The organism is Exiguobacterium sp. s150 (genome assembly GCF_018618435.1).
GTDB lineage: Bacteria > Bacillota > Bacilli > Exiguobacteriales > Exiguobacteriaceae > Exiguobacterium > Exiguobacterium alkaliphilum.
Window position 1 is genome coordinate 278,193 of sequence record NZ_JACSMC010000001.1, and the last position, 22,765, is coordinate 300,957.

Below are 22,765 nucleotides of genomic sequence, written 5' to 3' on the forward strand. Positions count from 1 at the left end.
AACAAAAGGGAACGCCGAGGCGCTCCCATTTCATTATTCTTTACCAAGTTTACGACGCTTGTCAGCTTTCTCGCGTTCGTTCTTGTTCAAGACTTTCTTACGGAGACGAATTGACTCCGGCGTGATTTCGCAGTACTCGTCGTCGTTCAAGAATGTGAGCGACTCTTCGAGTGAGAAGACGCGTGGACGCTTCAAGACTTGTGTCGAGTCTTTTGATGACGCACGCATGTTCGTTAACTGCTTCCCTTTGACGGCGTTGATGGCGAGGTCGACGTCACGGTTACATTCACCGATGATCATTCCCTCGTACACATCCGTACCTGGCTCGATGAAGATCGTTCCACGGTCTTCAAGCGCACCGATTGAGTAAGCCGTCGACTTACCAGGTTCGATACAAACCATGACACCGCTACGGCGGCCGCCGATGTCAGCAGAGATGAACGGACGGTATTCTTCGAACGTGTGGTTCAAGATTCCGTATCCGCGTGTCGCTGACAAGAACTCGTTACGGTATCCGATGAGCCCACGTGAAGGAACGATGAATTCCATACGCGTCTGACCGTTGTCGTTCGTGTTCATGTTCGCAAGTTCACCTTTACGGAGACCGATCGACTCCATGACTGAACCTGTGTACTCTTCTGGCACGTCGATGATGACGCGCTCGAACGGCTCGATTTTCGTACCATCTTCGTCCTCACGGATGATAACTTGTGGCTTCGAAACTTGAAGCTCATACCCTTCACGACGCATGTTCTCGATCAAGATCCCGAGGTGAAGTTCACCACGGCCTGAAACGATCCATTGGTCAGGTGAGTCTGTGTTTTCGACACGGAGCGAAACGTCCGTCTCGAGTTGTTTCATCAAACGCTCTTCGATTTTACGTGCTGTCACGAAATCGCCTTCGCGTCCTGCGAACGGTGAGTTGTTTGTCATGAAGCGCATTTGAAGCGTCGGCTCATCAATGCGGAGGAGCGGAAGCGGCTCTTCTTTTCCGACCGGTGTGACCGTCTCCCCGACGTTGATGTCTTCCATCCCGGCGATGGCAATCAAGTCACCGGCTTTCGCTTCGTCGATTTCAACGCGCTTGAGGCCGAAGTAACCGAACAATTTCGTTACACGAAGTTGCTTGATTGAACCGTCTGTTTTGCAAAGTGACACAGACTCGCCGACTTTGATTTTTCCACGGAAGACGCGACCGACACCGATCCGGCCGAGGTAGTTGTCGTAGTCGAGCATCGTGACTTGGAACTGAAGCGGCTCATCCGAGTTGTCGATTGGCGCTGGCGTGTTCTCAAGGATTGTGTCGAGCACGTACGTGATCGTATCTTCTTGCTTCTCTGGATCAGGATCGAACGAACTTGAACCGCTGACTGCAGACGTATAGACGACAGGGAATTCAAGTTGATCTTCATCTGCTCCAAGGTCAATCAACAAGTCGACAACTTCATCGACGACGTCGAGTGGACGTACCATCGGCTTGTCAATCTTGTTGACGACGACGATTGGACGGAGACCTTGGTCGAGTGCTTTCTTCAATACGAAACGCGTTTGCGGCATGCAGCCTTCACGCGCGTCGACGACGAGGATAACGCCGTCAACCATACGCATGATTCGCTCAACTTCTCCACCGAAATCGGCGTGACCTGGCGTATCTACGATGTTGATGCGTGTGTCTTTATAATCGATTGCCGTGTTTTTCGCGAGAATCGTGATTCCGCGCTCACGTTCGATATCGTTCGAGTCCATGGCGCGCTCAGCGACCATTTCATTTGTCCGGAATGTCCCAGACTGTTTCAACAATTCATCGACTAGCGTTGTTTTACCGTGGTCAACGTGGGCGATGATGGCTACGTTCCGAAGGTTTGTTCTTACGTTCATGTAGTTAGTCCTCTCTTATTTAAAAAAGTTTCATCTTTTATTCAACTTTAAGAGTATAGCACACGTCCCACTACCTTTGTCGAGCGTTATCGACTGTTACCGTTTCCATTTATCATCTTTTTTGCATACAATAGAGGAGATTAGACAATAAGGGGGAATCTCCATGCAAAAGCTGTTCGTGCTCATCGCCATCGCCGTCGTTGCCGGGTTTGTCGGTATCGGGGTCGGCGTCGCCGAAAGAAGTGCCGCCATCATCATCGGTAGCCTCGCGTTAAGCGCGGTCGCCACGTATTTCGGAATCAACTTACGCCGTCGCATCCTCTCGAACCAACAATCATGACAAAAGCCCGGGCACAGTCGATGCCCGGGCTTTTCCAATTTATAAATCTCGCGTCAAACAGATTCGGTCGAGAAGTGGGAGACCGTCCTCTTCAATCGCCGCGTACCCATGGTTCGGGAAGTAATCGCGTTCGACCGATTCGAAACGAAAACCGGCTTGTTGATAGAAACGGAGCTGGACGACACTCGAGTTGCCCGTGCAGACGAGCATCCGCTTTGCACCGCTCCCCTTCGATCGCCGAATCGCGTCTTGGAGCAATCGTTGGCCAATCGTCTGATTTTGGCGTTCCGGCTTGACGGCGATGTTGACGAGCTCAATCAACTCGTCGCTGCGCCGAACGAGCATGTATGCCCCGACGAGTTCGCCTCCGAGCATCGCGACATACGTCTCCCCCGCTTTGAACTGTTCTTGAATCATCGCTTCCTGCGGGTTTGCCAAAAGCAGTAACGTCTCGACATCTTTGTAAGACGCCTGTGGCTGAATCTCTAAGTCAGGCCGTACTTCCGGCGTCGCGCCTTTGGCGATGACGTAATGCTTGACGACATCGTTGACGAACGTCTCGCTTCCGGCGAGGACCGACGTCTTGCCATCGTAACGAATCGGCTCCCCATATAAGGAAGCGACCCGTCCACCTACTTCTTCGACAAGCAACTTACCGGCCGCATAATCCCAGGGCATGTTGCGCATTGTGATATAGCCGTCGACGCGACCTGCCGCAAGCCACGCCAGTTCGAGCGAGGCGGCACCGTGCGCACGTGTCCCGACCGAATCTTTGACGATCGGCGCCAACACTTCCGGTGCGATTTGTCGGTTCGGCGTCACCCACGTCGCGTTCATGCTGAGGAATGCATCTCTTACGTAATGCTCTCTGATGGCAGGCAAGATCCTACCGTTTAACGTCGCCCCCTGATTTCGACGCGCGACGAACAGTTCGTCCGCCATCACATCGTAGACGAACCCATATTCGACGACCTCGTCAATCATGATAGCGACCGAGATGGCGAACATCCGCTTTTGATGGATAAAGTTCAGCGTGCCGTCAATCGGGTCGACGAACCAAACCGTCCCCGTCAAGTCGGCCGGTCCGGTTGAGATGCCCTCTTCGCCTACAATATGATGGTTCGGATAGGCGTCTTGGATCCGGTCGACAATCAGCTGTTCGACGGCCCGGTCGATCTCCGTTACCAAGTCGCCTTTCCCGGTCTTTCGCTCAATCTCGTACCGCTCGTCAATCTGTTGCCGAATATATTCCCCCGCTTGCTTGATTAAGTCGATTGCAAACCATTCCAACATGTATATCACCTCTATCTGCATTGTACCAAACAAAAACCAGTATTCGCATGGAATACTGGTTGAATGGGTGGTTGTGGGTCAGGCTTCGAGACGCAAAAGTTCTTGGCGGTATTTCTCTAACCGATGCTTGCTAGCCTGGACAGTGGCATCATCTTGTGACGCCATTGCATCGAAGAGCGTTGCCAATTCATAATCAATCTCTAAGCGCAGCACCGGAATCCGTTTTTCTGCGTCTTTTCTTTTGAATGCCTCGATCACTTGTTTCATGAGATGCCACACTCCTTTAGTTGGGCTACAAGTTACGGTTTAGTGAGTTGAATTGAGTATATCAGATGAGATTCAAAAAAGAAAGAGAATTGTCTGACTATTTTGAATTTTTTATCTTAGAGAGTATATTCCCACTTCAACCGGTCCTAAACCTGATTTAACTGTTAGTGATATGTACCCTATTTCTGCAGGAATTAACAAAAAAAGCATGAGAAAACGGTTGCGTCTCCTCACACTTTCTACACTCACACTTTTAAAATCTTTGTATTTGATTTTAATGCCGCTTGGACCGTACGATAGGTGGAGTATCCGGTCTGTTCATCGTGGACGGCACTCAATTGTTTTTCCTCGGACTTCGACGTCACGATTCGTTTGAACGTCCGATACGCGTCTAAAAATGCCTCCCGTTCGACGCCACCTTCGTTCGCGAGTGCGACTTGGTTATAGAACTCGACGACGTCGATTAACTCCTCGGTCGTCCAGTCCGGATTGATTGGATAGTTGATTTGCATATTGTTCACCTCGTCACTCATTGTATCAACAAAAAAAACTATTGCAAGTTGGGTTGGAAATCTCTATAGTTTTTTTGTTGCATCATTTTTATCACTAGTTCCTAAACGTCAATTGGGGAAAGACATATAGTTTGATTTTATTGACCGACCTCACCTACAAACTGATTCCAAGGAGGGCTCACTATTGAAATTGAAAGCTGCCACACAGCTCGAGACACCGCTTTTTGACACGTTGCTCAAACACGTCGACACGAATCCAATCGCATTCCACATTCCTGGCCATAAAGGCGGAAAAGGAATGGATCCTGCGTTTCGCGACTTCATCGGCGAGAACGCACTCAAAATCGATTTAATCAACATCGCACCGCTCGATGACTTGCATCACCCGAAAGCAGCTATCGCTGAAGCGGAACGACTTGCCGCCGACGCGTTCCGTGCTGACGAGACATTCTTCTCGGTGCAAGGGACGTCAAGCGCCATCATGGCGATGATCATGGGTGTCGTCGGACCGAACGAAAAGATTATCGTCCCGCGCAACGTGCATAAGTCTGTCATGTCGGCGCTCGTTTTGACAGGAGCCCACCCGGTCTTCATCCATCCGGAGTTTGACGAGACGTACGGCATCGCCCACGGCATCACGGCGAGCGCTGTCGAACGTGCGCTCGAGTTGCACCCGGACACGAAAGCCGTCCTCGTCATCAACCCGACATACTTCGGGGTAGCCGGTGACTTAGAGCGCATCGTCGCGGTCGCGCACGCTCAGGACGTGCCTGTCCTCGTCGATGAGGCGCACGGCGTCCACTTGCCGTTTCATGACGAATTGCCGCTCTCGGCCATGCAAGCTGGGGCTGACGTCGCGGCGACGAGCGTGCATAAGCTCGGAGGTTCGATGACGGGAAGCTCAATTTTGAACGTCCGTCGGGGCCTCGTCTCACCTGAGCGAATTCACGCGATGTTGTCGATGATCACGACGACATCGACGTCTTATTTGTTGCTCGCCTCGCTCGACGCGGCCCGGCGACAACTCGCGACGAAAGGTGAGGCGATGAACAACCGTGCCCTCTCGCTCGCTCGTACAGCGCGTTCGGCCATCAATAACATGCCGCACCTATCCGTATACGGCCACGCCGAACTGCATTCTGAGTCGACGTACGCCCTTGACGAGACGAAAGTGCTCGTCTCGGTCAGAGAGCTCGGAATTACCGGCTTCGAGATTGAGAAGTATTTACGTGAGAAGCATCAGATTGAAGTCGAGATGTCCGATTTATTGAACGTCCTCTTCATCGTGACGAGCGCGGACGACGAATCGACGATCCAAGCATTGATTGACGCGATGCGCGACGTCGTTTCGGTGTATAACACGTCTGACAACGATTCGTTGTCCATCATGCTCCCGGAGATTCCACCGCTCGCGCTCAGCCCGCGTGACGCGTTCTACGAAGAGACGGAGACGATTCCGCTCGAGAACGCCGTCGGGCGCATCTCGGCCGAGTTTATCATGGTCTACCCGCCAGGAATCCCAATCATCATCCCGGGCGAGCTCATCACCGCATCGACGCTCGAGTATATCATGGCGAACATCGAGGCAGGCCTTCCGGTCCAAGGACTCGAGGACGAGTCGCTCCAAATGATTAAAGTGATTCAACAGACGAAAGCCATCCGTTAACACGAAAGCGCACCGGTCGATTGACCGGTGCGCTTTGTTGTCATCAAAAGAAAAGGTGGCTTATGATGATCGAATTGCTTCCCCTTCACCCATTATAAGAAAACGCTTACATTTTTTCAAGAGAAGATTCTTCCGAGTCTATTTCTTTTTCTTCTAAACATAACCGCAAAAACTCAGCGACATGATCCGTGTCTCGTAATGCAATCCCGAGCATCGGGTACAGCTGTCTCGGCTCTTCTAATGCATGTTGATCGAGAAGCGCGGACTGGCCGGTCTGCATGCAGACGACGAGTACCTTGCCCATGAATTGATGCGTATAGACGAAACCGAAATCGTAGCGGGCCCTCTCCGTCTCGATGCCCGTGAAACGGACACGGCTCGTCTCAGAGACCGTATATAAGAGTTCTTCATCGAACGCCATCATGGAGTCCCTCCTTTCTAACATCTCTATATATTTTTCCTTTATACTTGATGTATGAAACCTAAAAGGAGGTGGCGCGATGCAGATTAAAAAGGCGACGTCACGTGACGTACACACCCTAGTCCGTTTGATGCATCAGCTTTGGCCGGATGCGCCAGTCGCCGAGCTGTCGGCCGAAGTCCGACTTGGCCTTCGTTCCGACAAGATGCATTACTTCCTCGCCATCACGGAGGAGCCGATCGGATTTTGCCAACTGAGCTTTCGATATGACTATGTCCCTGGGGCCACGGAAGAACCGACGGCATTCATCGAAGGGATTTACGTCATCGGTCCGGAACGAGGCAACGACGTGGCGACGCAACTGATCGAGACGGCTACAAAGTTTGCCCGCTCGAACGGTTGCTATGAGCTCGCCTCGGATACCGAGATTGACAATACAGGTAGCCAACAGTTTCACGAGCGTCTCGGCTTTGAAGAGGTCGAGCGGACGGTCCATTACATTAAAAAAATCTCTCGCTACGAATAGCGAGAGATTTTTTGTCGTTACTTGACGACGTGGATTGGCATACCGATTGCGATTTCTGCAGCTTCCATTGCCATCTCACCGAGTGATGGGTGAGCGTGGATTGTAAGTGCGATATCTTCAGCCGTCATACCTGCTTCGATGGCGAGGCCGAGCTCGGCGATCATATCAGAAGCGCCTGTACCCGCGATTTGAGCACCGATCAAGAGACCGTCCTCTTTACGCGTGATGAGCTTCATGAAGCCGTCTGGCTCGTCGAGAGCGAGGGCACGACCGTTTGCAGCGAATGGGAATTTCGACACTGTGATGTCGAGTCCTTCTTCTTTTGCGAGCGGCTCTGTGTAACCGACTGTCGCGAGCTCAGGGTCAGTGAAGACGACCGCTGGGATTGCTGAATAGTCGAGGTACGCAGGCTTGCCTGCAGCTGCTTCTGCCGCGATTTTCGCTTCATACGAAGCTTTGTGCGCGAGCGGTGGTCCCGGTACGATGTCACCGATCGCGTAGATGTTTTCGTTAGACGTCTTGCACTGGTCGTCGATTTCGATGATGCCGCGGTCGCTGACTTTCACTTCCGCGTTCTCAAGACCGATATCACCAGTGTTTGGACGACGGCCGACTGTGACGAGGACGTAGTCCGCTTCCACAGATTGCTCTTCGCCGTTCACTTCAAACTTAACGGTTACGCCGTCTTCTGTCTCTTCGACGCCTTTTGCAAGCGCGTTCGTGTGAATCGTGACGTTCCCTTTTTGTTTGAGCTTCTTCTTGACGATTTGCGTCATTTGCGGCTCGAAGCCAGACAAGATGTCGCTAGCGCCTTCAACGACGACGACTTCTGTATCGAAGTTCGCGTACGCTGTTCCAAGCTCCATACCGATGTATCCGCCGCCGATGACGACGAGCTTTTTCGGTACTTCTGGAAGCGCCAATGCGCCAGTTGAAGAAAGGACGCGTTTTGACCATTTGAACGATGGAATCTCGATTGGTGTCGAACCAGTCGCGATGATCGCTTTTTTGAACTTGTAAGGAGTCGAGCTGTCTTCTGTGATGACACGGACTGTGTCTTCAGATGCGAAGAACGCTTCCCCTTGAACGATTTCAATCTTGTTGCCTTTCAAGAGGCCTTTAACGCCGCCAGTCAACTTGTTGACGACCGACTGTTTCCAGTCTTGGACTTTCGTGAAGTCGACAGCAACGTTATCCGACGTGATCCCCATTGATGAGTGACCTTTCGCGTGCTGGAAGTTGTGACCAGCCGTGATTAACGCTTTTGACGGGATACATCCGACGTTCAAGCAGACGCCGCCGAAGTTACCCTTCTCGACGATCGTCACTTTGAGGCCGAGTTGCGCGCCACGGATGGCTGCGACGTATCCGCCAGGACCGGCACCGATGACGATTAAATCAGTTTCTTGTGCGAATTCTCCTACTACCATGTTCTTATCCCTCCATCATTAGAAGTGCTGGATCTTGAAGCAAACGTTTCACCATGTTGAGTGCGTTTTGAGCAGTCGCACCGTCGATGAGGCGGTGGTCAAAGCTGAATGAAAGCGCGAGCACTGGTGCTGCAACGATTTCGCCGTCTTTGACGACAGCTTTTTCAGCGATGCGGCCGATACCAAGAATCGCAACTTCTGGGTGATTGATGACAGGTGTGAACCATTGTCCACCAGCAGAACCGATGTTCGTGATTGTGATCGATCCGCCTTTCATGTCGTCCCCAGCGAGTTTACCTTCACGTGCTTTACCGGCAAGCTCATTGATGTTTGTAGCGAGTGCATAGATTGATTTACGGTCTGCTTCTTTGACGACAGGAACGACGAGGCCGTTGTCCGTGTCAGCAGCGATACCGATGTTGTAGTAGTTTTTGTAGACGATTTCTTCGTTCACATCGTCGATTGATGCGTTGATCGCTGGGTAAGCTTTCGCTGCAGCTGTCAATGCTTTCACGACGAACGGCAAGTACGTGAGTTTCACGCCTTGGTCAGCCGCGACTTGTTTGAACTCTTTACGGAGTGCGACGAGTTTCGTGACGTCGACTTCGTCCATGAGTGTAACGTGTGGCGCTGTGTGTTTCGAGTTGACCATCGCTTTCGAGATCGCTTTACGGATTCCACGGATCTTCTCACGCGTTTCGAGTTCAGGTGTAGCTGACTCGTAAGGCTTGATTTCCGTTTTCGCTGCCGCTGCCGGAGCTACAGATTCTGTTTTCTCTGTTGTAGCTTCTGCTGCTGGTGCTTCACCGTTAGCGAACGCATCGATGTCTTCTTTCAAGACGCGACCGTTATCGCCTGAACCTTTGACTTCACGGATGTCGACGCCTTTTTCGCGAGCGTACTTGCGAATCGAAGGCATCGCGATGACACGCTCCGACTTGTGAAGTTGAACTTCACGCGGGCCGTCTTCTTTCACGTCAGCTTGAACTGTCTCTTCAGTCTTCTCTTCAGCTTTTGGCTGTTCAGGAGCTGCTTCCTCTTCGCCTGCTGGCGCGTCACCTTCGATGTCGAACGTGATGAGGACGTCACCGACGACGGCAACTGTTCCTTCAGAGACTTTGACTTCTTTGACTGTTCCATCAACTGGAGCTGGGATTTCAACGACAGCCTTGTCGTTTTGTACTTCGAGGAGGATATCATCCTCTTTTACTGTGTCCCCGTCTTTTACGAACCACTTGACGATTTCACCTTCGTGAATTCCTTCACCGATGTCTGGTAATTTAAATTCAAATACTGCCACTGGTTTTTCCTCCCATCAAATAATCATGTAAACACGACGAGGGAGACAATTCTCCCTCATCGCCAAATGAACACGATCAGAAGTTGATAACTTCCTTAACTTTTGCAACGACATCTTTATGGTCAGGTAACCATGCGTCTTCTCCTTGTGCGAAGGCGAAAACTGTGTCAGGTGCAGTCACACGAAGCACTGGTGCTTCGAGGTGAAGAATTGCGCGTTCTTGAATTTCAGTTACAACGTTTGCCGCGATACCTGCTTGACGCTGTGCCTCTTGAACGACGATCGCACGGCCAGTCTTTTTAACAGACTCGACGATTGTATCGATATCAAGCGGGCTCACTGTCATGAGGTCGATGACTTCTATGTTGATGTTTTCTTTTTCGAGTTCTTCCGCTGCTTTGAGTGACGTGTGGACCATCGCACCGTATGTGATGATTGAAACGTCAGTTCCTTCACGCTTCACGTCTGCTTTTCCAAGCTCGATCGTGTATTCGCCTTCAGGTACTTCGCCACGGAATGAACGGTAAAGCTTCATGTGCTCGAGGAAAACGACAGGGTCGTTGTCGCGGATTGACGCGATCAAGAGTCCTTTTGCATCGTACGGAGTCGACGGGATGACGACTTTAAGACCAGGTGTCTGAGCCATCAAGCCTTCGAGGCTATCCGCATGAAGTTCAGGTGTTTTTACACCGCCACCGAATGGTGAACGGATTGTGATTGGCTGGCTGTAAGCGCCGCCTGAACGGTAACGCATCCGCGCCATTTGAGCTGCGATTGAGTCAAATACTTCGAATACGAAACCGAAGAATTGAACTTCCATGATTGGACGGAAACCAGTGAGACCGAGACCGATGGCAAGACCACCGATACCAGACTCAGCAAGCGGCGTGTCGAAGACGCGGTCTTCGCCGAGCTCGTCTTGGAGGCCTTCTGTCGCACGGAATACCCCACCGTTTTTACCAACGTCTTCTCCGAAAAGAAGTACTTTCTCGTCGCGCTTCATTTCAACGCGCATCGCATCAGTAATCGCTTGGATCATTGTCATTTGAGCCATAACTTACTTCGACTCCTTTGCAGTATATTCTTCGAGCTGCTCTTTCAAGTTAGCAGGAAGTTCTTCGAACATGTTGTTGATGAAGTCCGAAACTTTTTGTTTTGGTTCTTTGTCAGCGAGGCTGATTGCTTCTTTCACGTCAGCTTTCGCTTGCTCGATCACTTCGTTCTCCATGTCTTCGTTCCAAAGCTTTTTGCCTTCGAGGAAGAGACGGAAGCGTACGAGTGGATCTTTTTCTTGATACTCTGTGTCGAGTTCTTTCGTACGGTAACGTGTTGGGTCATCCCCAGCGAGCGTATGTGGTCCGTAGCGGTATGTGAGTGCTTCGATGAGCGTCGGCGTTCCGTCAAGTGCGTCTTTACGCGCTTGTTGCGTTGCGGCGAGGACAGCGAGAACGTCCATTCCGTCAACTTGGATTCCGTTGATGCCCGCTGCGACAGCTTTTTGCGCGATCGTTTTAGCTGCAGTTTGCTTCTCGACAGGAGTCGAGATCGCGAAGCGGTTGTTTTGAACGACGAAGATGGCTGGTGATTTGAATGCACCTGCAAAGTTCAAACCTTCGTAGAAGTCACCTTGTGATGAACCACCGTCACCCGTGTAAGTAATGGCGACGTTTGTGTTGCCGTTGCGTTTAAGGCCCATGGCCACGCCCGCTGCTTGGATGATTTGTGCGCCGATGATGATTTGTGGCATCAAAACGTTGACGTCTTCAGGGATGCGGTTCCCTGCAACGTGTCCACGTGAGAACAAGAACGCTTGATAAAGCGGAAGTCCGTGGAATACGAGTTGTGGGATATCACGGTAGCCTGGAAGGATCCAGTCTTGTTTGTCGAGCGCGTATTGCGTCCCGATCATCGTTGCTTCTTGACCCGCCACTGGCGCGTAGAAACCTAGGCGACCTTGACGGTTAAGTGAGATTGCACGTTGGTCCCAGATTCGAGTATAGACCATGCGGCGCATAAGCTCCTGAAGTTGCTCGTCCGTTACGTCGGGCATAGCGTCTTGGTTGACGACTTCGCCCTTCTCGTCGAGAATACGGAACGTTTGGAAGTTTTCTTCCACGTTTTGAAGTACCTGAACGTTGTTCATTCGTTTCACCTCATCCTTTCAACTATGAGACAATTGTCTTTTTTGTGATCAAACACTACCTCAAATCTTAAGTGTATCTGTCCAAAAAAGCAATCTGTATTAACGTGATACAGGAAAGTAATTCTGTTCCTGCCGTTTCTTAGACAGTATAAAACGGGTTGTTATAATAACGCAAAAAATATGCTTACCTTATAAGAACGCTTACATGAACACATCTTTTCACTCATTTCGCCTCTGTATCATTTTCGTTTCACCTTCTGTACCATCTCGAGGATTTCCCCATTAAATATGATATAATGAGGCATATCGAAATTGGAAAGGAAGTTGTACATGTTAACGATGAAAGATGTGATTCGTGAAGGGGACGACCGACTTCGCCTTCGCTCGACAGAAGTCCCAATCCCTCCTACGGCTGAAGATTTGGAGCTTCTTGACGAGATGGAGACGTTCCTCGTCAATAGCCAGGACCCGGAGATTAGCGAAAAATATGAGCTTCGCGGAGGCGTCGGAATTGCGGCACCGCAACTCGGCGTCAATCGCCGCTTCTTCACCGTCCTGTTGCAAGAGGAAGACGAGACGTTCAAGCTGTCCATTTTCAACCCAAGGATTACGAGCCACTCGGTGGAGCAGACGTACTTGAACGGCGGTGAAGGGTGCTTGTCTGTCGACCGTGTCGTCAACGGAAATGTGCCGCGCCATCGCCGTATCACCCTCGAAGGGTTCGATCGTGACGGCAACCCAATCAAATTGCGCCTTCGTGGCATGCGGGCCATCGTCTGCCAACACGAGCTCGACCACTTAGACGGCGTCATGTTCTACGACCGCATCAACCCGACCAATCCGCTTGAGACTTATGGTGAGCCAATCTGAGGTGACGAACGTGAAAAAAAAGGCGCTGTTGTTAGTATTCCCATTTTTATTTCTTTTAATCGGGGGATGTGTCCGCATCGAATATGACGCCACTGTTCATTATGATCAATCGGTCACGCTCGAGACGACGTATGCGTTTCGCGACCACCCCGTCATGAAGCTGCTCAATTTGCGGCTCGATTGGGATACGTGGAAGCAACAAGCGAACGATAACGGTTACGCGACACGTGACTACTCGAGCGAAGACGATTACGAGGGCATGGTGCTTAAGAAGACGTTCGACAATGTCGATGAGTTACAAAACATTAAAGAAGAATGGAAGACCGGTCCAGCCGGTATCCTCGTCCCGCCTGACATGGAGTTCGATGTGCAAAAAGAAGAAGGCATTTGGTTCGACTCCTATGTGCTCAACACGAACCTGGATTTACGTCTGGACCGAATCGAGCTACCAGGCCTCAACTTGAGCGGCTCACCGAAACAGCTCGCCGAGCGCTATGTCCGTCAAGCCGATATTCGTTTCAACTTAACCGTACCGACGGGTGTGTTTGTTGAAGACGGCACCGGGCTCGACCTCCGTTCGATGAAGCATGTCGAATGGCAAGTGTACGGAGGCCGACAAAACAATATGACACTCGTCGCCCATGTGCCGAACGTGAAGGCGTGGATCATCACGGTCGTCGCTTTCGTCGTCGTTAGCCTCGCCAGTTTCTTCATTTGGCGGAAATATCGACAGAACGCCGGCGACCCGAACAAAACGTCCATTCGCTCGCGTCTACTCGGTGTGCTCATCGTCGTCTTGGCACTCTCCATCATCATCGTGACCGTCCGGGAAGAGTTGACGACCGAACGGAAAGCCGAGGCGGTGCGCCAAGCGGCCCAGACCGACGAGTTCATCCCGACGTTCGCCGTCCATGGTCTGCTCGGGACGGACCGGACGTTCCTGCGCTTCTCCCAGTTCATGGAGCAGCGTGGCCTCGCCAAGGATGGCGCCCTCTGTACCGTTTCGACAGAGAGCGAGGTCGACTGCGTCATCAACGACTATAGCTCGAACCGTCCGATCGTCCGCATCGAATACGAAGACGCCGAGGCTTCGCTGAACAATCAGACGAAATGGTTGAACGCGGCGATTGAGACGTATAAGGCCGAACGCAACAAGTCGTTCGAGCGAATGTATTTGATCGGCCATAGTATGGGCGGCGTCGCGGCCGCGAACTATATCTTGAACCAAGACGAGTACTTGATTGATAAATTCGTCTCGTTCGACAGCCCGTTCGCCGGCACTCGCCTCGCCAACTTCGGTCTATCGGCGAGCAACTTCGGCGTCAACACAGGGAGTGCCGCCATCCGGGACTTGTCCCCAACATCGGACGGACTTGTGGCGTTCCAGTCGAAGCTCGAGACGTGGCCGCGTTCCGTTCAAGTGTTGTCGTTCGCCGGGCGCGGTGGGGAGTTCAATTTGATCGAGCCCTCGAGCTCCCTCCTCCTCGAAGACTATACGAACAACATCACGACGGAGACCGTCCCGTACGACCACTTCTCGCTCCATCGGAAGACGGACGTGCTCCGCGATACGGGACGATTCCTGTACGAGTATACGAACGAGTTCAACCCGGTCGAAACAAACTGACGAAAGCCCGCCTTCGTGAATGTTTCTCTACCTCTCGATTAAAAAAGGAACGGGGTACGAAAGAGGGATGGAGGCGTGGACCGACCGATGGCACGGCGAGACTTCTAGGGGAATAGCAAGCATTGGGAGACCCAGCAGCGTTAAGCGATGCGGCTCCCTGCTTACCCCCAGAAAAGCGAGCTGTGCCCGGTCGGACAAATAAAAAAACTGCAGACAATGTTTTGTCTACAGTCTGAACCCGCCCTCTTCACGAAGGCGGGTTTCTTTGTTAGTACGTCATCGTCCACGTCAGTTTTTGCAACCAGTAAATCAAGTACTTACCAATCGGCAAGTCCGTTTGAATCTCTTCGTACGCGAGCGTATACGTTCCTTCTTCATTGTTCCACAACCGTTTGAAGTAGCCGTCGACTTCGATCATAAACTCCGTCTCGGTCGTCGCGACGACTTCGACATCGGCTTCTAAATTGTAGTCGTTCATGTTACGCGCCGTATAGTTCCCAGAACCGATGACGACGACTTGTCGTTCCCCTTCCACATACAACAGTTTCGGATGATACTGTTCGTCACCGACTTCGTACCACCGAATCTCGATTTGATCAGGGTTGACCGTGTTCAGTTCGGCTGTCACCGGCAAGTTCGGTAGACCCGACTTGTCCCGCCCAAACGCATTCGTGTTCGGGTCGAGGATCAGTTTGACGAAGACGCCCCGCTCTGCGGCCCGGTGAATGGCATGGATGATGTCTCGGTCAGCCAAATAGAACATGCCGACCCAAATCGTCTCCCCCGCTTTCGCCTGATCCATCCCGTCGATGACCGCCTCTTCAATCTTCGACTCGGTCACGTATCGGATTTGCATCGGGCCGTCCGAGTCTTCTTCCCGCAGGTTCGCTAACTTCTCTTCATCCGGGAACCTCGCCTCGTCGCCTTTCGAGAATCGGGCAATGGCCTCTTCCCCTTCTAAAATATCAGCGAGGATTGGACCGTCAAGGCGGACCCCGACGTTCGAATGATACCCGCTCGCGTCATGCGGATTCGCCGACAAGACAAACCCTTCGTTCTCGGTCACCATGACTTTCCGATGGTTCGCCTTCACGTTCAACAGTCGTAAATAGGACCGGATGGTGATGTCCGGTGCCGACTTTGCCATCGGGTTCGGGAGCCAGCCGTTCTGGCTATCCCCAAACCATTGGAAAGCCATCCGATACACAGTGGAATACAGGATGTTTGGATCGCGAAGGGCATCTAAATTTGTATAGACGATTTCAGCGCCCGCTTCCTCTAACAAATCGAGATGGTCGGCAGGATGGCCGTTATACGTCGTGTTGATTTCATCGGTGATGACGACGACGTTCAAATCCGGATACGCCTCCATCTGCTCGAGGAGCGCCGCCGTCAAACGAGCCGTGATCGTCGGATATTGTCGATCTTCATTTGAATAAGGATTAAATAAGAAAAAGTCCATGACGACATACTCGCGCGCCTCACGAATCGATCGTTCGACGTCTTGAAAAATCTCCATTTCGTTCACTTCCGTGTCCTCGCCTTGGTACGTCAAGTCAAACAGGAAATCGATTTGGTCGTCTGAAATCGCGACCGGTTCTGACGCCCGTGATACGCCTTCTGGTAACGGCTTGACTTGGTGATAAATCATCGTAATAAGGAAGAGGACGAGTAGCACGGCAACGCCCCACTTCACCCATCCACGTCTCCTCTTTTTCTCTGCCATCTGCACCCGCTCCTTATTGTTCGGTTCAAAAAACGGGCCGTAGTCTCCTACAGCCCGTTCGATCATACTTCCATAATAATCGGAAGAACCATTGGGTGTCTTCTCGTTTTTTGTGCCAAATATGGTGTAAGCGTATCGGAAACGAGTTGTTTCAACTCTGACCATTTCATCTGCTTGTTCGTGAGGCCTTGTTCGACCGTCTTCTTCAACAGACGCTCACCGTCACGAATTAAGCTACCCGACTCACGCATGTAGACGAAACCGCGCGAGATGATGTCTGGCCCGGAGACGAGTTTACGTGTCTTGCCGTCAATGCTGATGACGACGACGACGAGCCCGTCCTCTGAGAGGATGCGACGGTCGCGCAAGACGATGTTGCCGATATCCCCGATGCCGTTCCCGTCGATATAAACGGCGTTCGCGGAAATCTTGCCGGTTACGGCTGCCGAGTCGGCGTCGACCGCGAGCACTTCCCCGTTATCCATGACGAAACTGTTCTCTTTCGGGATCCCGACCGATTCAGCGAGTTCGGCGTGTTTCTTCAACATTCGATACTCGCCGTGAATCGGCATGAAGAATTTCGGGTTGAGCAATCGAATCATGAGCAACTGCTCTTGTTGTGAGCCGTGACCTGACGTATGGATGTTCGTCAACTTGCCATAGACGACGTCCGCGCCCGCTTTATACAGCTGGTCAATCGTTTTCCCGACCGAGATAGCGTTACCTGGGATCGGTGACGACGAGAAGATGACCGTGTCACCTGGGATGATGGACACTTGGCGGTGCGTCCCGTTCGCGATTCGGCTAAGGGCTGCCATCGGCTCCCCTTGTGAACCGGTACAAAGAATCGCCACTTCGTTCGGGTCATAGTTGCGCATTTGGTTCGCCTCGATGATCATGCCTTTCGGGACGTTGATGAATCCGAGCTCTTGCCCGATCGTCATGACCTTCTCCATCGAACGGCCGAAGATGAGCAAGTGACGTCCTGTCTCGGCGCATGCGTCGATGACTTGTTGCAGGCGATAGATGTTCGAAGCGAACGTCGCGAAAATGATGCGTCCTTCCGCTTTGCGGAACGTCTCACTGATCGTGCCGCCGACGACACGTTCACTCATCGTGAACCCCTCGACTTCCGCGTTCGTCGAGTCGGATAAGAGACAAAGGACGCCCTCTTTCCCGATTTCCGCCATCTTGGCGAGGTCGGCCGGTTCACCGACTGGCGTGAAGTCGAACTTGAAATCGCCCGTATGAACGATGTTCCCTTGCGGCGTCTTGACGACGACACCGAGCGAGTTCGGAATCGAGTGGGTCGTCCGGAAGAACGAGATGCTCGTCTTACGGAATTTGACGATCGCATCCTCGTCAATCTCGTGGAGTTCTGCTTCGCGAAGCAATCCGTGCTCTTCAAGCTTCACTTTGATGAGGCCAAGCGCGAGCTTCGTCGCATAAATCGGCAGTTTCACTTGCTTCAAGAGAAACGGGATGCCGCCGATATGGTCTTCGTGTCCATGGGTGATGAATACCCCTTTGACTTTATCTTTGTTTTTAATCAGATAAGTGTAATCCGGAATGACGTAGTCGATTCCAAGCAAATCGTCCTCCGGGAACATGATACCGGCATCGATGACGATAATCTCGTCTTGGAATTGAACGACGTACGTGTTCTTCCCGATTTCACCGAGTCCGCCTAGTGCGAACACGGCCGTTTGGTGGTTCTTTACAAACTTCATTTAATCTCTCCTTACTAAAATAGTTGATTTCATCTATGTGAAACATAAGTGATTCTCGCAGTATGGTTACGTTCCGTAAGATTCTTTCTTCATTATAGCTCATATTGTGTCAATATTTCACTAATGACGTCAGATTGAGGGTTGTTTCGCGATTTCATGTTATGCTTTTGAGTATAGCAAGACCATTATCAGACAGAGAAAGCATGGTGAATGAACATGGAAGATCAGAAAGTTGTCTTTTTCGACATTGACGGGACCCTTCTTCACGACGGGACGTACATCCCGCCCTCGACCATCCGCGCAATCAAACAGTTACAGGTGAACGGTGTCGAGACGTTCATCGCGACAGGCCGTGGACCGGCGATGTTATCGAACATTCCCGAGCAAGTCGGAATCAATAGCTTCGTCTGCTACAACGGGCAAATCGTCGTGCATGACGGAGAAGTTGTCTATCGGAACACGTTGCCGACGAGCGCGTTGACGCGTTTGACCAGTCATGCCGATTCAAATGATCATACGCTCGTCTATCTCGGTCAGCATCGAGGCGGGGCGACCCGGCGAAACGATACCATCGTCGAGCAATCACTCGGCGAGCTCGACATACCGATTCCTTCGTTTGCGCCGAACTTCCATAAAGAACAAGACGTCTACCAGACGCTCCTATACTGCACACCCGAAGATGAGCACCATTACGTGAACGCCTACGAAGAGTTCGACTTCATCCGCTGGCACCCGCACGCGATGGACGTCATCAATCGCGGGGCGAGCAAGGCCGACGGCATTCGTCACTTCATCGAAGCGAACGGCTACCGGCTCGAGAACACGTATGCGTTCGGTGATGCGCTGAACGATTTAGCGATGCTCCAATACGTCGGAACTGGCATCGCGATGGGCAACGGACGCGTCGAGGCGAAAGAGGCGGCCGATTACGTGACGAAGTCCATCCTCGACGACGGGATTGAATACGGCTTGAAGAAAATGAATTTGATTTAACACAAAACGAGAGGCGCGCGCCTCTCGTTTTTATCTGGACCGAAGTGTACGTTCGAGTCGGTCGAGGTCGGTATCTTTCCCGATGATGATTAGAATGTCTTCCGGCAAAATCATCTCGTCTGCTTGCGGCGAGATGAGGACGTCGTCGTCACGGCGAATCGCCACGATGTTGACGCCGTATTTGGCGCGGAGGTCCAAGTCGATGAGCGACTTGTTCGACAGCTTCTCGCCGGCCTTGATCTCCACGATCGAATGTTCGTTCGAGAGCTCCAAATAATCCAAAATACTTTGGCTCATCAACCCATTGGCGATTCGGACGCCCATGTCACGTTCCGGATGGACGATATTGTCGGCCCCGATGCGGCGCAACACTTTCTCATGGTAGTCGTTCGTCGCTTTTACCGTGATGATTTGAACGCCGAGCTCTTTCAAGATGAGCGTCGTCAAAATCGACGCTTGGATATTCTCCCCAATCGCCACGATGACATGCTCGAAGTTACGAATTCCGAGACTCTTCAATACGTTCTCGTCTGTCGTATCGGCGATGACCGCGTGCGTGGCCAATCCCATAAATTCGTTGACGCGTTCTTCGTCCGCATCGATGGCGAGGACATCGTATCCGTTCGCCGACAACTCACGAACGATCGACCCGCCAAAACGTCCTAACCCGATGACTGCAAATTCACCTGTCATGATTCATACATCCCTTTCCAACCGCGCATTCTGTTCTCGATTCTTCGTTCAGTGTAACCGATTCACTAAAAAAAAACTATATAAAAAAGACCGGGAAGACCCGGTCTTACGCTTTGCCGCTCGAACGTTTGCCACGCACGTAATCGTTGTCGAACAAGAACAGTCGAAGCAACAAATATAGTGCCGGAACGAGGAGTAACAAACCTAGAATGAAGACGACGACGAGCGCGATGGCCATCGACTCGTTGACGACGCTTCCGTTGATATCAATATACGGATACAAGATATACGGCAAATGCGTATATCCGTAGCCGAACCAGGCCATGAAGAACTGACCCATGACCATGAGGAACGCGATTCCGTAGTTCCGCTTCAAATAGACGAGCGCGACCGCTACGACGAAGAAGATGAAACTTACCGCGAACCACCACCAGTTGCCCGCCAAAATCCGCTCATAGTGCCAAGCCGCTTGTGACTTGAGACCAAAGAAGACGAGGCCCGAGGCGATGATGGTCGGAACACTCCAGAACAGCGCCCATTTCCGGACGAGCCCCATCGCTGTCTTGTCCCCGGCTTTATCCGCATAGAACAAGAGGAACATCGCACTGATGTAGAGCACCGAGACGATGGCGAGCGTGACGACCGTCCACGAGTAGAAGTTCGTGAACAACTTCATGCCGTCGAAAAAGACGCCAGCCTCCGTCTCGTTGATGAACCCGCCTTGACTGACTGTGAGGACAGTCGACATCGAGGCCGGAATCAACAAACCGGTCGCCCCATACAAGAACATATAGAGCGTGCTCTCTTTTGAACCGTAGTTCGCGAACGCATAAAAGCTACCGCGAATCGCCAAAAGAATCAACACGACCGAGGCCGGGATGAGAAGTGCTGTCCCGTAGTAGTAGGCCGTATCCGGGAAGAACCCGACGATCCCGACGAAGAAGAAGACGAAAAACACGTTCGTCACTTCCCACGTCGGCGATAAATACCGTGCAATCAGACGGTTGACCATATGGTCTCGCTTCGTGTACTTGCTATAGAAAGCGAAGAAGCCAGCACCGAAATCAATCGATGCGACAATGAGATAACCGTACAAGAACGTCCATAAGACGGCAATCCCTAATTCTTGAATCTCCATGTCATACCCTCCGATCACACTTCATCGGTAAACATCGCTTCACCGCGATGTTCCGATTGTTTTAGTTCTTTCCCAACTGGGTTGTCCTTGAACAGACGCGTCAAGACGAGCACCGTGACCACGCCAAGAACCGCATAGAGGATCGCGAAAGCGACAAGCATCCAACCAACGTTCGCCGACGTCGTCGCCGCTTCACTCGTGCGCATAAGTTCATACAGCGCCCAAGGCTGACGACCGAACTCGGCGAAGAACCAACCAAATTCGATGGCCATCATCGCGAGCGGACCACCGGCTGCGATGGCGATGAGCATCGGTTTACTGAATTGGTTCAAGCGTTTAATATACCGTCCGAGTACGAATAGGAACGAAATGAGTGCCAAAAGCATCCCAATCCCGACCATCGCATCGAACAGATAGTGGACAAAGAGAGGCGGTTGGTCCTCTTTCGCGAACTCGTTCAATCCCGTCACTTCATAGTCCGGGACACCACCGGCTAAAATCGAGAGCGCATACGGAATCTTGATGGCCCCGCGCACTTCGTATCCACCCTGTCCGTCATCTTCGAGCCAGCCCCCTAAAATGAGCTCGGCCTCAGACGACGTCTCAAAGTGCCATTCCGCAGCCGCCAATTTGTCCGGCTGATACTTCGCCAAATATTTACCAGAGAAGTCACCGACGAGCGCTGTCGCAATCGCGAAGATCAACGCGACCGTCATCGTCAAGCGAAGCCCGCGCTTATGGTAGGCGATCGTCGCTTGGTCGAGCTGGTTGCGATGGCTACGGAGAAGTTGCACCGCAGCGATTGCCGCCAAAATGAACGCAGACGTCAAAATGGCCGACGTGAGCACGTGCGACATCTTCGTCGGCATGGCCGGACTGAACATCGCCTCAATCGGACTCACGTTCGCAAGTCGTCCGTCGATGATATCAAACCCGACCGGTTGGTTCATGAAACTGTTCACCGTTGTAATGAAGAAACCGGAGAACAATGCCCCGACCGCGACGGGAATCCCGACGAGCATATGATGCCATGGGTTTTTAAAGCGGTCCCACGTGTACAAATAAATACCGAGGAAGATGGCTTCAAAGAAGAACGCGAACGTCTCCATGAATAGCGGGAGCGCAATCGTCTGACCGGCCACGCGCATCAAGTTCGGCCACAATAGGGATAATTGCAGCCCGATGGCCGTCCCTGTGACAACACCGACCGCTACGGTCACGACATACCCTCGTGACCACCGTCGGGCCATGAGTGTGTATTTGGGATCTTTCTTTTTAATCCCTAAAAATTCAGCCAATAAAATTAAAAGTGGAACCCCGACGCCGAGTGTGGCAAAAATCACGTGGAAGCCCAGCGTGAGTGCCGTTAACGCTCGACTCATCAGGACAGGATCTTGAAACATCTATTGATACCCTCCTATCTCTCTCTATCGCTTCAAACCGTTGCCTGAAACGCCAAATCAATGATGATTTCCATTGGATAACCTTATCATAAAGATTTTATATGGCGCTGTAATGTCTCAATGCTCAAGTTCGCAAAATGTTCACATTTGAGCAATCTTAACAAAATCGTCGCTTTACAATCATAATGAATTCCCGCTTTCTGCATATCGAAAGCATGATTTCACACATTTCCAACAAAAAAGACGAACCGATCTGATATGCTCCCCAATAGGTAGACAGATAAAATAACAAATCTGTTTATCTGATTGGGGAGTGTTTTTTTTATGGCGAGAAGTCGGCATTCGATCGAACAAAAACTGAGCGCGCTGCGCATGATGGAAGAAGAAACATATACTTGGAAAGAAATTATGGAGGCCCATAACGTCTCTGAGAATACCCTTCGGGAGTGGAAAGTGAAATTCGATACCGGTGGGATCGATGCGTTGAAGGAATCGAGGACATGGAAGCGCTACACTAAGGAACTGAAGATCGCGGCCGCTCGTGACTATCTGGGCGGCCTCACTGCGACGGAAACCCTCTCCAAATATCACATTAGTAGTTGGTCTGTTCTTCAAAGATGGGTTAAGAAGTATACTAGTCATAGCGAGTTAACAGATTCGAGGAAAGGGATGGATCGAGCTATGACAAAAGGGAGAAAAACCACATTCGAAGAGCGCTTCGAGATCGTGAAATACTGTTTGGAGAATGGACGCAACTACCAGCAGACCGCGGAACAATATCAGGTGTCCTATGCCCAGGTGTATGGCTG

Annotated in this window: 21 protein-coding genes; 7 read left to right on the top strand and 14 right to left on the bottom strand. The window is 51.5% G+C overall.

Annotated elements, in window-relative coordinates; all coding sequences use genetic code 11:
- Positions 1 to 33: 33 nt before the first annotated feature.
- Positions 34 to 1,878: a translational GTPase TypA gene (gene typA / locus KNP76_RS01455; RefSeq protein WP_034807539.1), complete on the bottom strand. Its 1,845-nt coding sequence runs from the start codon at positions 1,876 to 1,878 to the stop codon at positions 34 to 36.
- Positions 1,879 to 2,041: 163 nt separating this feature from the next.
- On the opposite strand from typA, the gene KNP76_RS01460 reads away from it, so the two are divergent.
- The gene (locus KNP76_RS01460; RefSeq protein ID WP_211779691.1) at positions 2,042 to 2,218 is read left to right on the top strand and encodes a DUF5325 family protein; all 177 of its coding nucleotides are present in this window, start codon (positions 2,042 to 2,044) and stop codon (positions 2,216 to 2,218) included.
- Between the two features lie 39 nt (positions 2,219 to 2,257).
- Here KNP76_RS01460 and KNP76_RS01465 read toward each other — a convergent pair whose 3' ends face one another.
- The 3 genes from KNP76_RS01465 to KNP76_RS01475 all read right to left on the bottom strand — a co-directional run bounded on the left by KNP76_RS01465 (position 2,258) and on the right by KNP76_RS01475 (position 4,290).
- On the bottom strand, positions 2,258 to 3,511 hold the full coding sequence (locus KNP76_RS01465; protein ID WP_034818022.1) for an inositol monophosphatase family protein: 1,254 nt from the start codon (positions 3,509 to 3,511) through the stop codon (positions 2,258 to 2,260).
- 78 nt (positions 3,512 to 3,589) lie between these two features.
- Positions 3,590 to 3,778 (bottom strand): hypothetical protein, encoded by a 189-nt coding sequence (locus KNP76_RS01470; RefSeq protein ID WP_015881266.1) that lies wholly within the window; start codon positions 3,776 to 3,778, stop codon positions 3,590 to 3,592.
- Between the two features lie 245 nt (positions 3,779 to 4,023).
- Entirely contained in the window at positions 4,024 to 4,290 is a 267-nt protein-coding gene (locus KNP76_RS01475; RefSeq protein WP_034807542.1) for a UPF0223 family protein, read from the bottom strand.
- A 184-nt stretch (positions 4,291 to 4,474) separates the two neighbouring features.
- On the opposite strand from KNP76_RS01475, the gene KNP76_RS01480 reads away from it, so the two are divergent.
- Entirely contained in the window at positions 4,475 to 5,956 is a 1,482-nt protein-coding gene (locus tag KNP76_RS01480) for an aminotransferase class I/II-fold pyridoxal phosphate-dependent enzyme (protein WP_034807544.1), read from the top strand.
- A 106-nt stretch (positions 5,957 to 6,062) separates the two neighbouring features.
- Here the strand turns inward: KNP76_RS01480 and KNP76_RS01485 are convergent, their stop codons facing one another.
- Positions 6,063 to 6,377, bottom strand: coding sequence for a DUF3055 domain-containing protein (locus KNP76_RS01485; protein WP_051622657.1), 315 nt, complete (start codon positions 6,375 to 6,377; stop codon positions 6,063 to 6,065).
- A 79-nt stretch (positions 6,378 to 6,456) separates the two neighbouring features.
- Between KNP76_RS01485 and aac(6') the strand changes: the two genes are divergently transcribed.
- Positions 6,457 to 6,903 carry an aminoglycoside 6'-N-acetyltransferase gene (gene aac(6'), locus KNP76_RS01490; RefSeq protein ID WP_211779692.1) on the top strand — a complete coding sequence of 149 codons (447 nt, stop codon included), beginning with the start codon at positions 6,457 to 6,459 and terminating at the stop codon, positions 6,901 to 6,903.
- Positions 6,904 to 6,920: 17 nt separating this feature from the next.
- On the opposite strand, the gene lpdA is transcribed toward aac(6'), so the two are convergent.
- From lpdA to pdhA, 4 genes are all read right to left on the bottom strand, one after another.
- Entirely contained in the window at positions 6,921 to 8,333 is a 1,413-nt protein-coding gene (gene lpdA, locus KNP76_RS01495; protein ID WP_034808641.1) for a dihydrolipoyl dehydrogenase, read from the bottom strand.
- A 4-nt stretch (positions 8,334 to 8,337) separates the two neighbouring features.
- Complete coding sequence (locus KNP76_RS01500; protein ID WP_034808640.1) at positions 8,338 to 9,633, bottom strand: dihydrolipoamide acetyltransferase family protein; 1,296 nt, start codon at positions 9,631 to 9,633, stop codon at positions 8,338 to 8,340.
- Positions 9,634 to 9,709: 76 nt separating this feature from the next.
- Positions 9,710 to 10,687: an alpha-ketoacid dehydrogenase subunit beta gene (locus tag KNP76_RS01505; protein WP_214842214.1), complete on the bottom strand. Its 978-nt coding sequence runs from the start codon at positions 10,685 to 10,687 to the stop codon at positions 9,710 to 9,712.
- 3 nt (positions 10,688 to 10,690) lie between these two features.
- Positions 10,691 to 11,776, bottom strand: a complete 1,086-nt coding sequence (gene pdhA / locus KNP76_RS01510) for a pyruvate dehydrogenase (acetyl-transferring) E1 component subunit alpha (protein WP_034808637.1) — start codon at positions 11,774 to 11,776, stop codon at positions 10,691 to 10,693.
- 330 nt (positions 11,777 to 12,106) lie between these two features.
- Between pdhA and def the strand changes: the two genes are divergently transcribed.
- A complete protein-coding gene (gene def, locus KNP76_RS01515; protein ID WP_034808635.1) occupies positions 12,107 to 12,646 on the top strand; it encodes a peptide deformylase in 540 nt (179 codons plus the stop codon).
- Between the two features lies 1 nt (position 12,647).
- Positions 12,648 to 14,273, top strand: a complete 1,626-nt coding sequence (locus tag KNP76_RS01520; RefSeq protein ID WP_214842238.1) for an alpha/beta hydrolase — start codon at positions 12,648 to 12,650, stop codon at positions 14,271 to 14,273.
- Positions 14,274 to 14,541: 268 nt separating this feature from the next.
- Here KNP76_RS01520 and KNP76_RS01525 read toward each other — a convergent pair whose 3' ends face one another.
- Together KNP76_RS01525 and rnjA are read right to left on the bottom strand one after the other, a co-directional pair.
- The gene (locus KNP76_RS01525; RefSeq protein ID WP_214842217.1) at positions 14,542 to 15,999 is read right to left on the bottom strand and encodes a phospholipase D family protein; all 1,458 of its coding nucleotides are present in this window, start codon (positions 15,997 to 15,999) and stop codon (positions 14,542 to 14,544) included.
- A gap of 62 nt (positions 16,000 to 16,061) precedes the next feature.
- The gene (rnjA, locus tag KNP76_RS01530) at positions 16,062 to 17,729 is read right to left on the bottom strand and encodes a ribonuclease J1 (RefSeq protein WP_214842219.1); all 1,668 of its coding nucleotides are present in this window, start codon (positions 17,727 to 17,729) and stop codon (positions 16,062 to 16,064) included.
- 216 nt (positions 17,730 to 17,945) lie between these two features.
- On the opposite strand from rnjA, the gene KNP76_RS01535 reads away from it, so the two are divergent.
- Entirely contained in the window at positions 17,946 to 18,722 is a 777-nt protein-coding gene (locus KNP76_RS01535; protein WP_214842221.1) for a Cof-type HAD-IIB family hydrolase, read from the top strand.
- 30 nt (positions 18,723 to 18,752) lie between these two features.
- Here the strand turns inward: KNP76_RS01535 and KNP76_RS01540 are convergent, their stop codons facing one another.
- From KNP76_RS01540 to KNP76_RS01550, 3 genes are all read right to left on the bottom strand, one after another.
- Complete coding sequence (locus KNP76_RS01540; protein ID WP_034818017.1) at positions 18,753 to 19,415, bottom strand: potassium channel family protein; 663 nt, start codon at positions 19,413 to 19,415, stop codon at positions 18,753 to 18,755.
- 106 nt (positions 19,416 to 19,521) lie between these two features.
- Complete coding sequence (locus tag KNP76_RS01545) at positions 19,522 to 20,553, bottom strand: cytochrome d ubiquinol oxidase subunit II (RefSeq protein WP_214842223.1); 1,032 nt, start codon at positions 20,551 to 20,553, stop codon at positions 19,522 to 19,524.
- A 14-nt stretch (positions 20,554 to 20,567) separates the two neighbouring features.
- The gene (locus KNP76_RS01550) at positions 20,568 to 21,956 is read right to left on the bottom strand and encodes a cytochrome ubiquinol oxidase subunit I (RefSeq protein ID WP_214842225.1); all 1,389 of its coding nucleotides are present in this window, start codon (positions 21,954 to 21,956) and stop codon (positions 20,568 to 20,570) included.
- Between the two features lie 324 nt (positions 21,957 to 22,280).
- On the opposite strand from KNP76_RS01550, the gene KNP76_RS01555 reads away from it, so the two are divergent.
- On the top strand, positions 22,281 to 22,765 hold a 485-nt coding region (locus KNP76_RS01555), incomplete at its 3' end, for a helix-turn-helix domain-containing protein (RefSeq protein ID WP_214842227.1).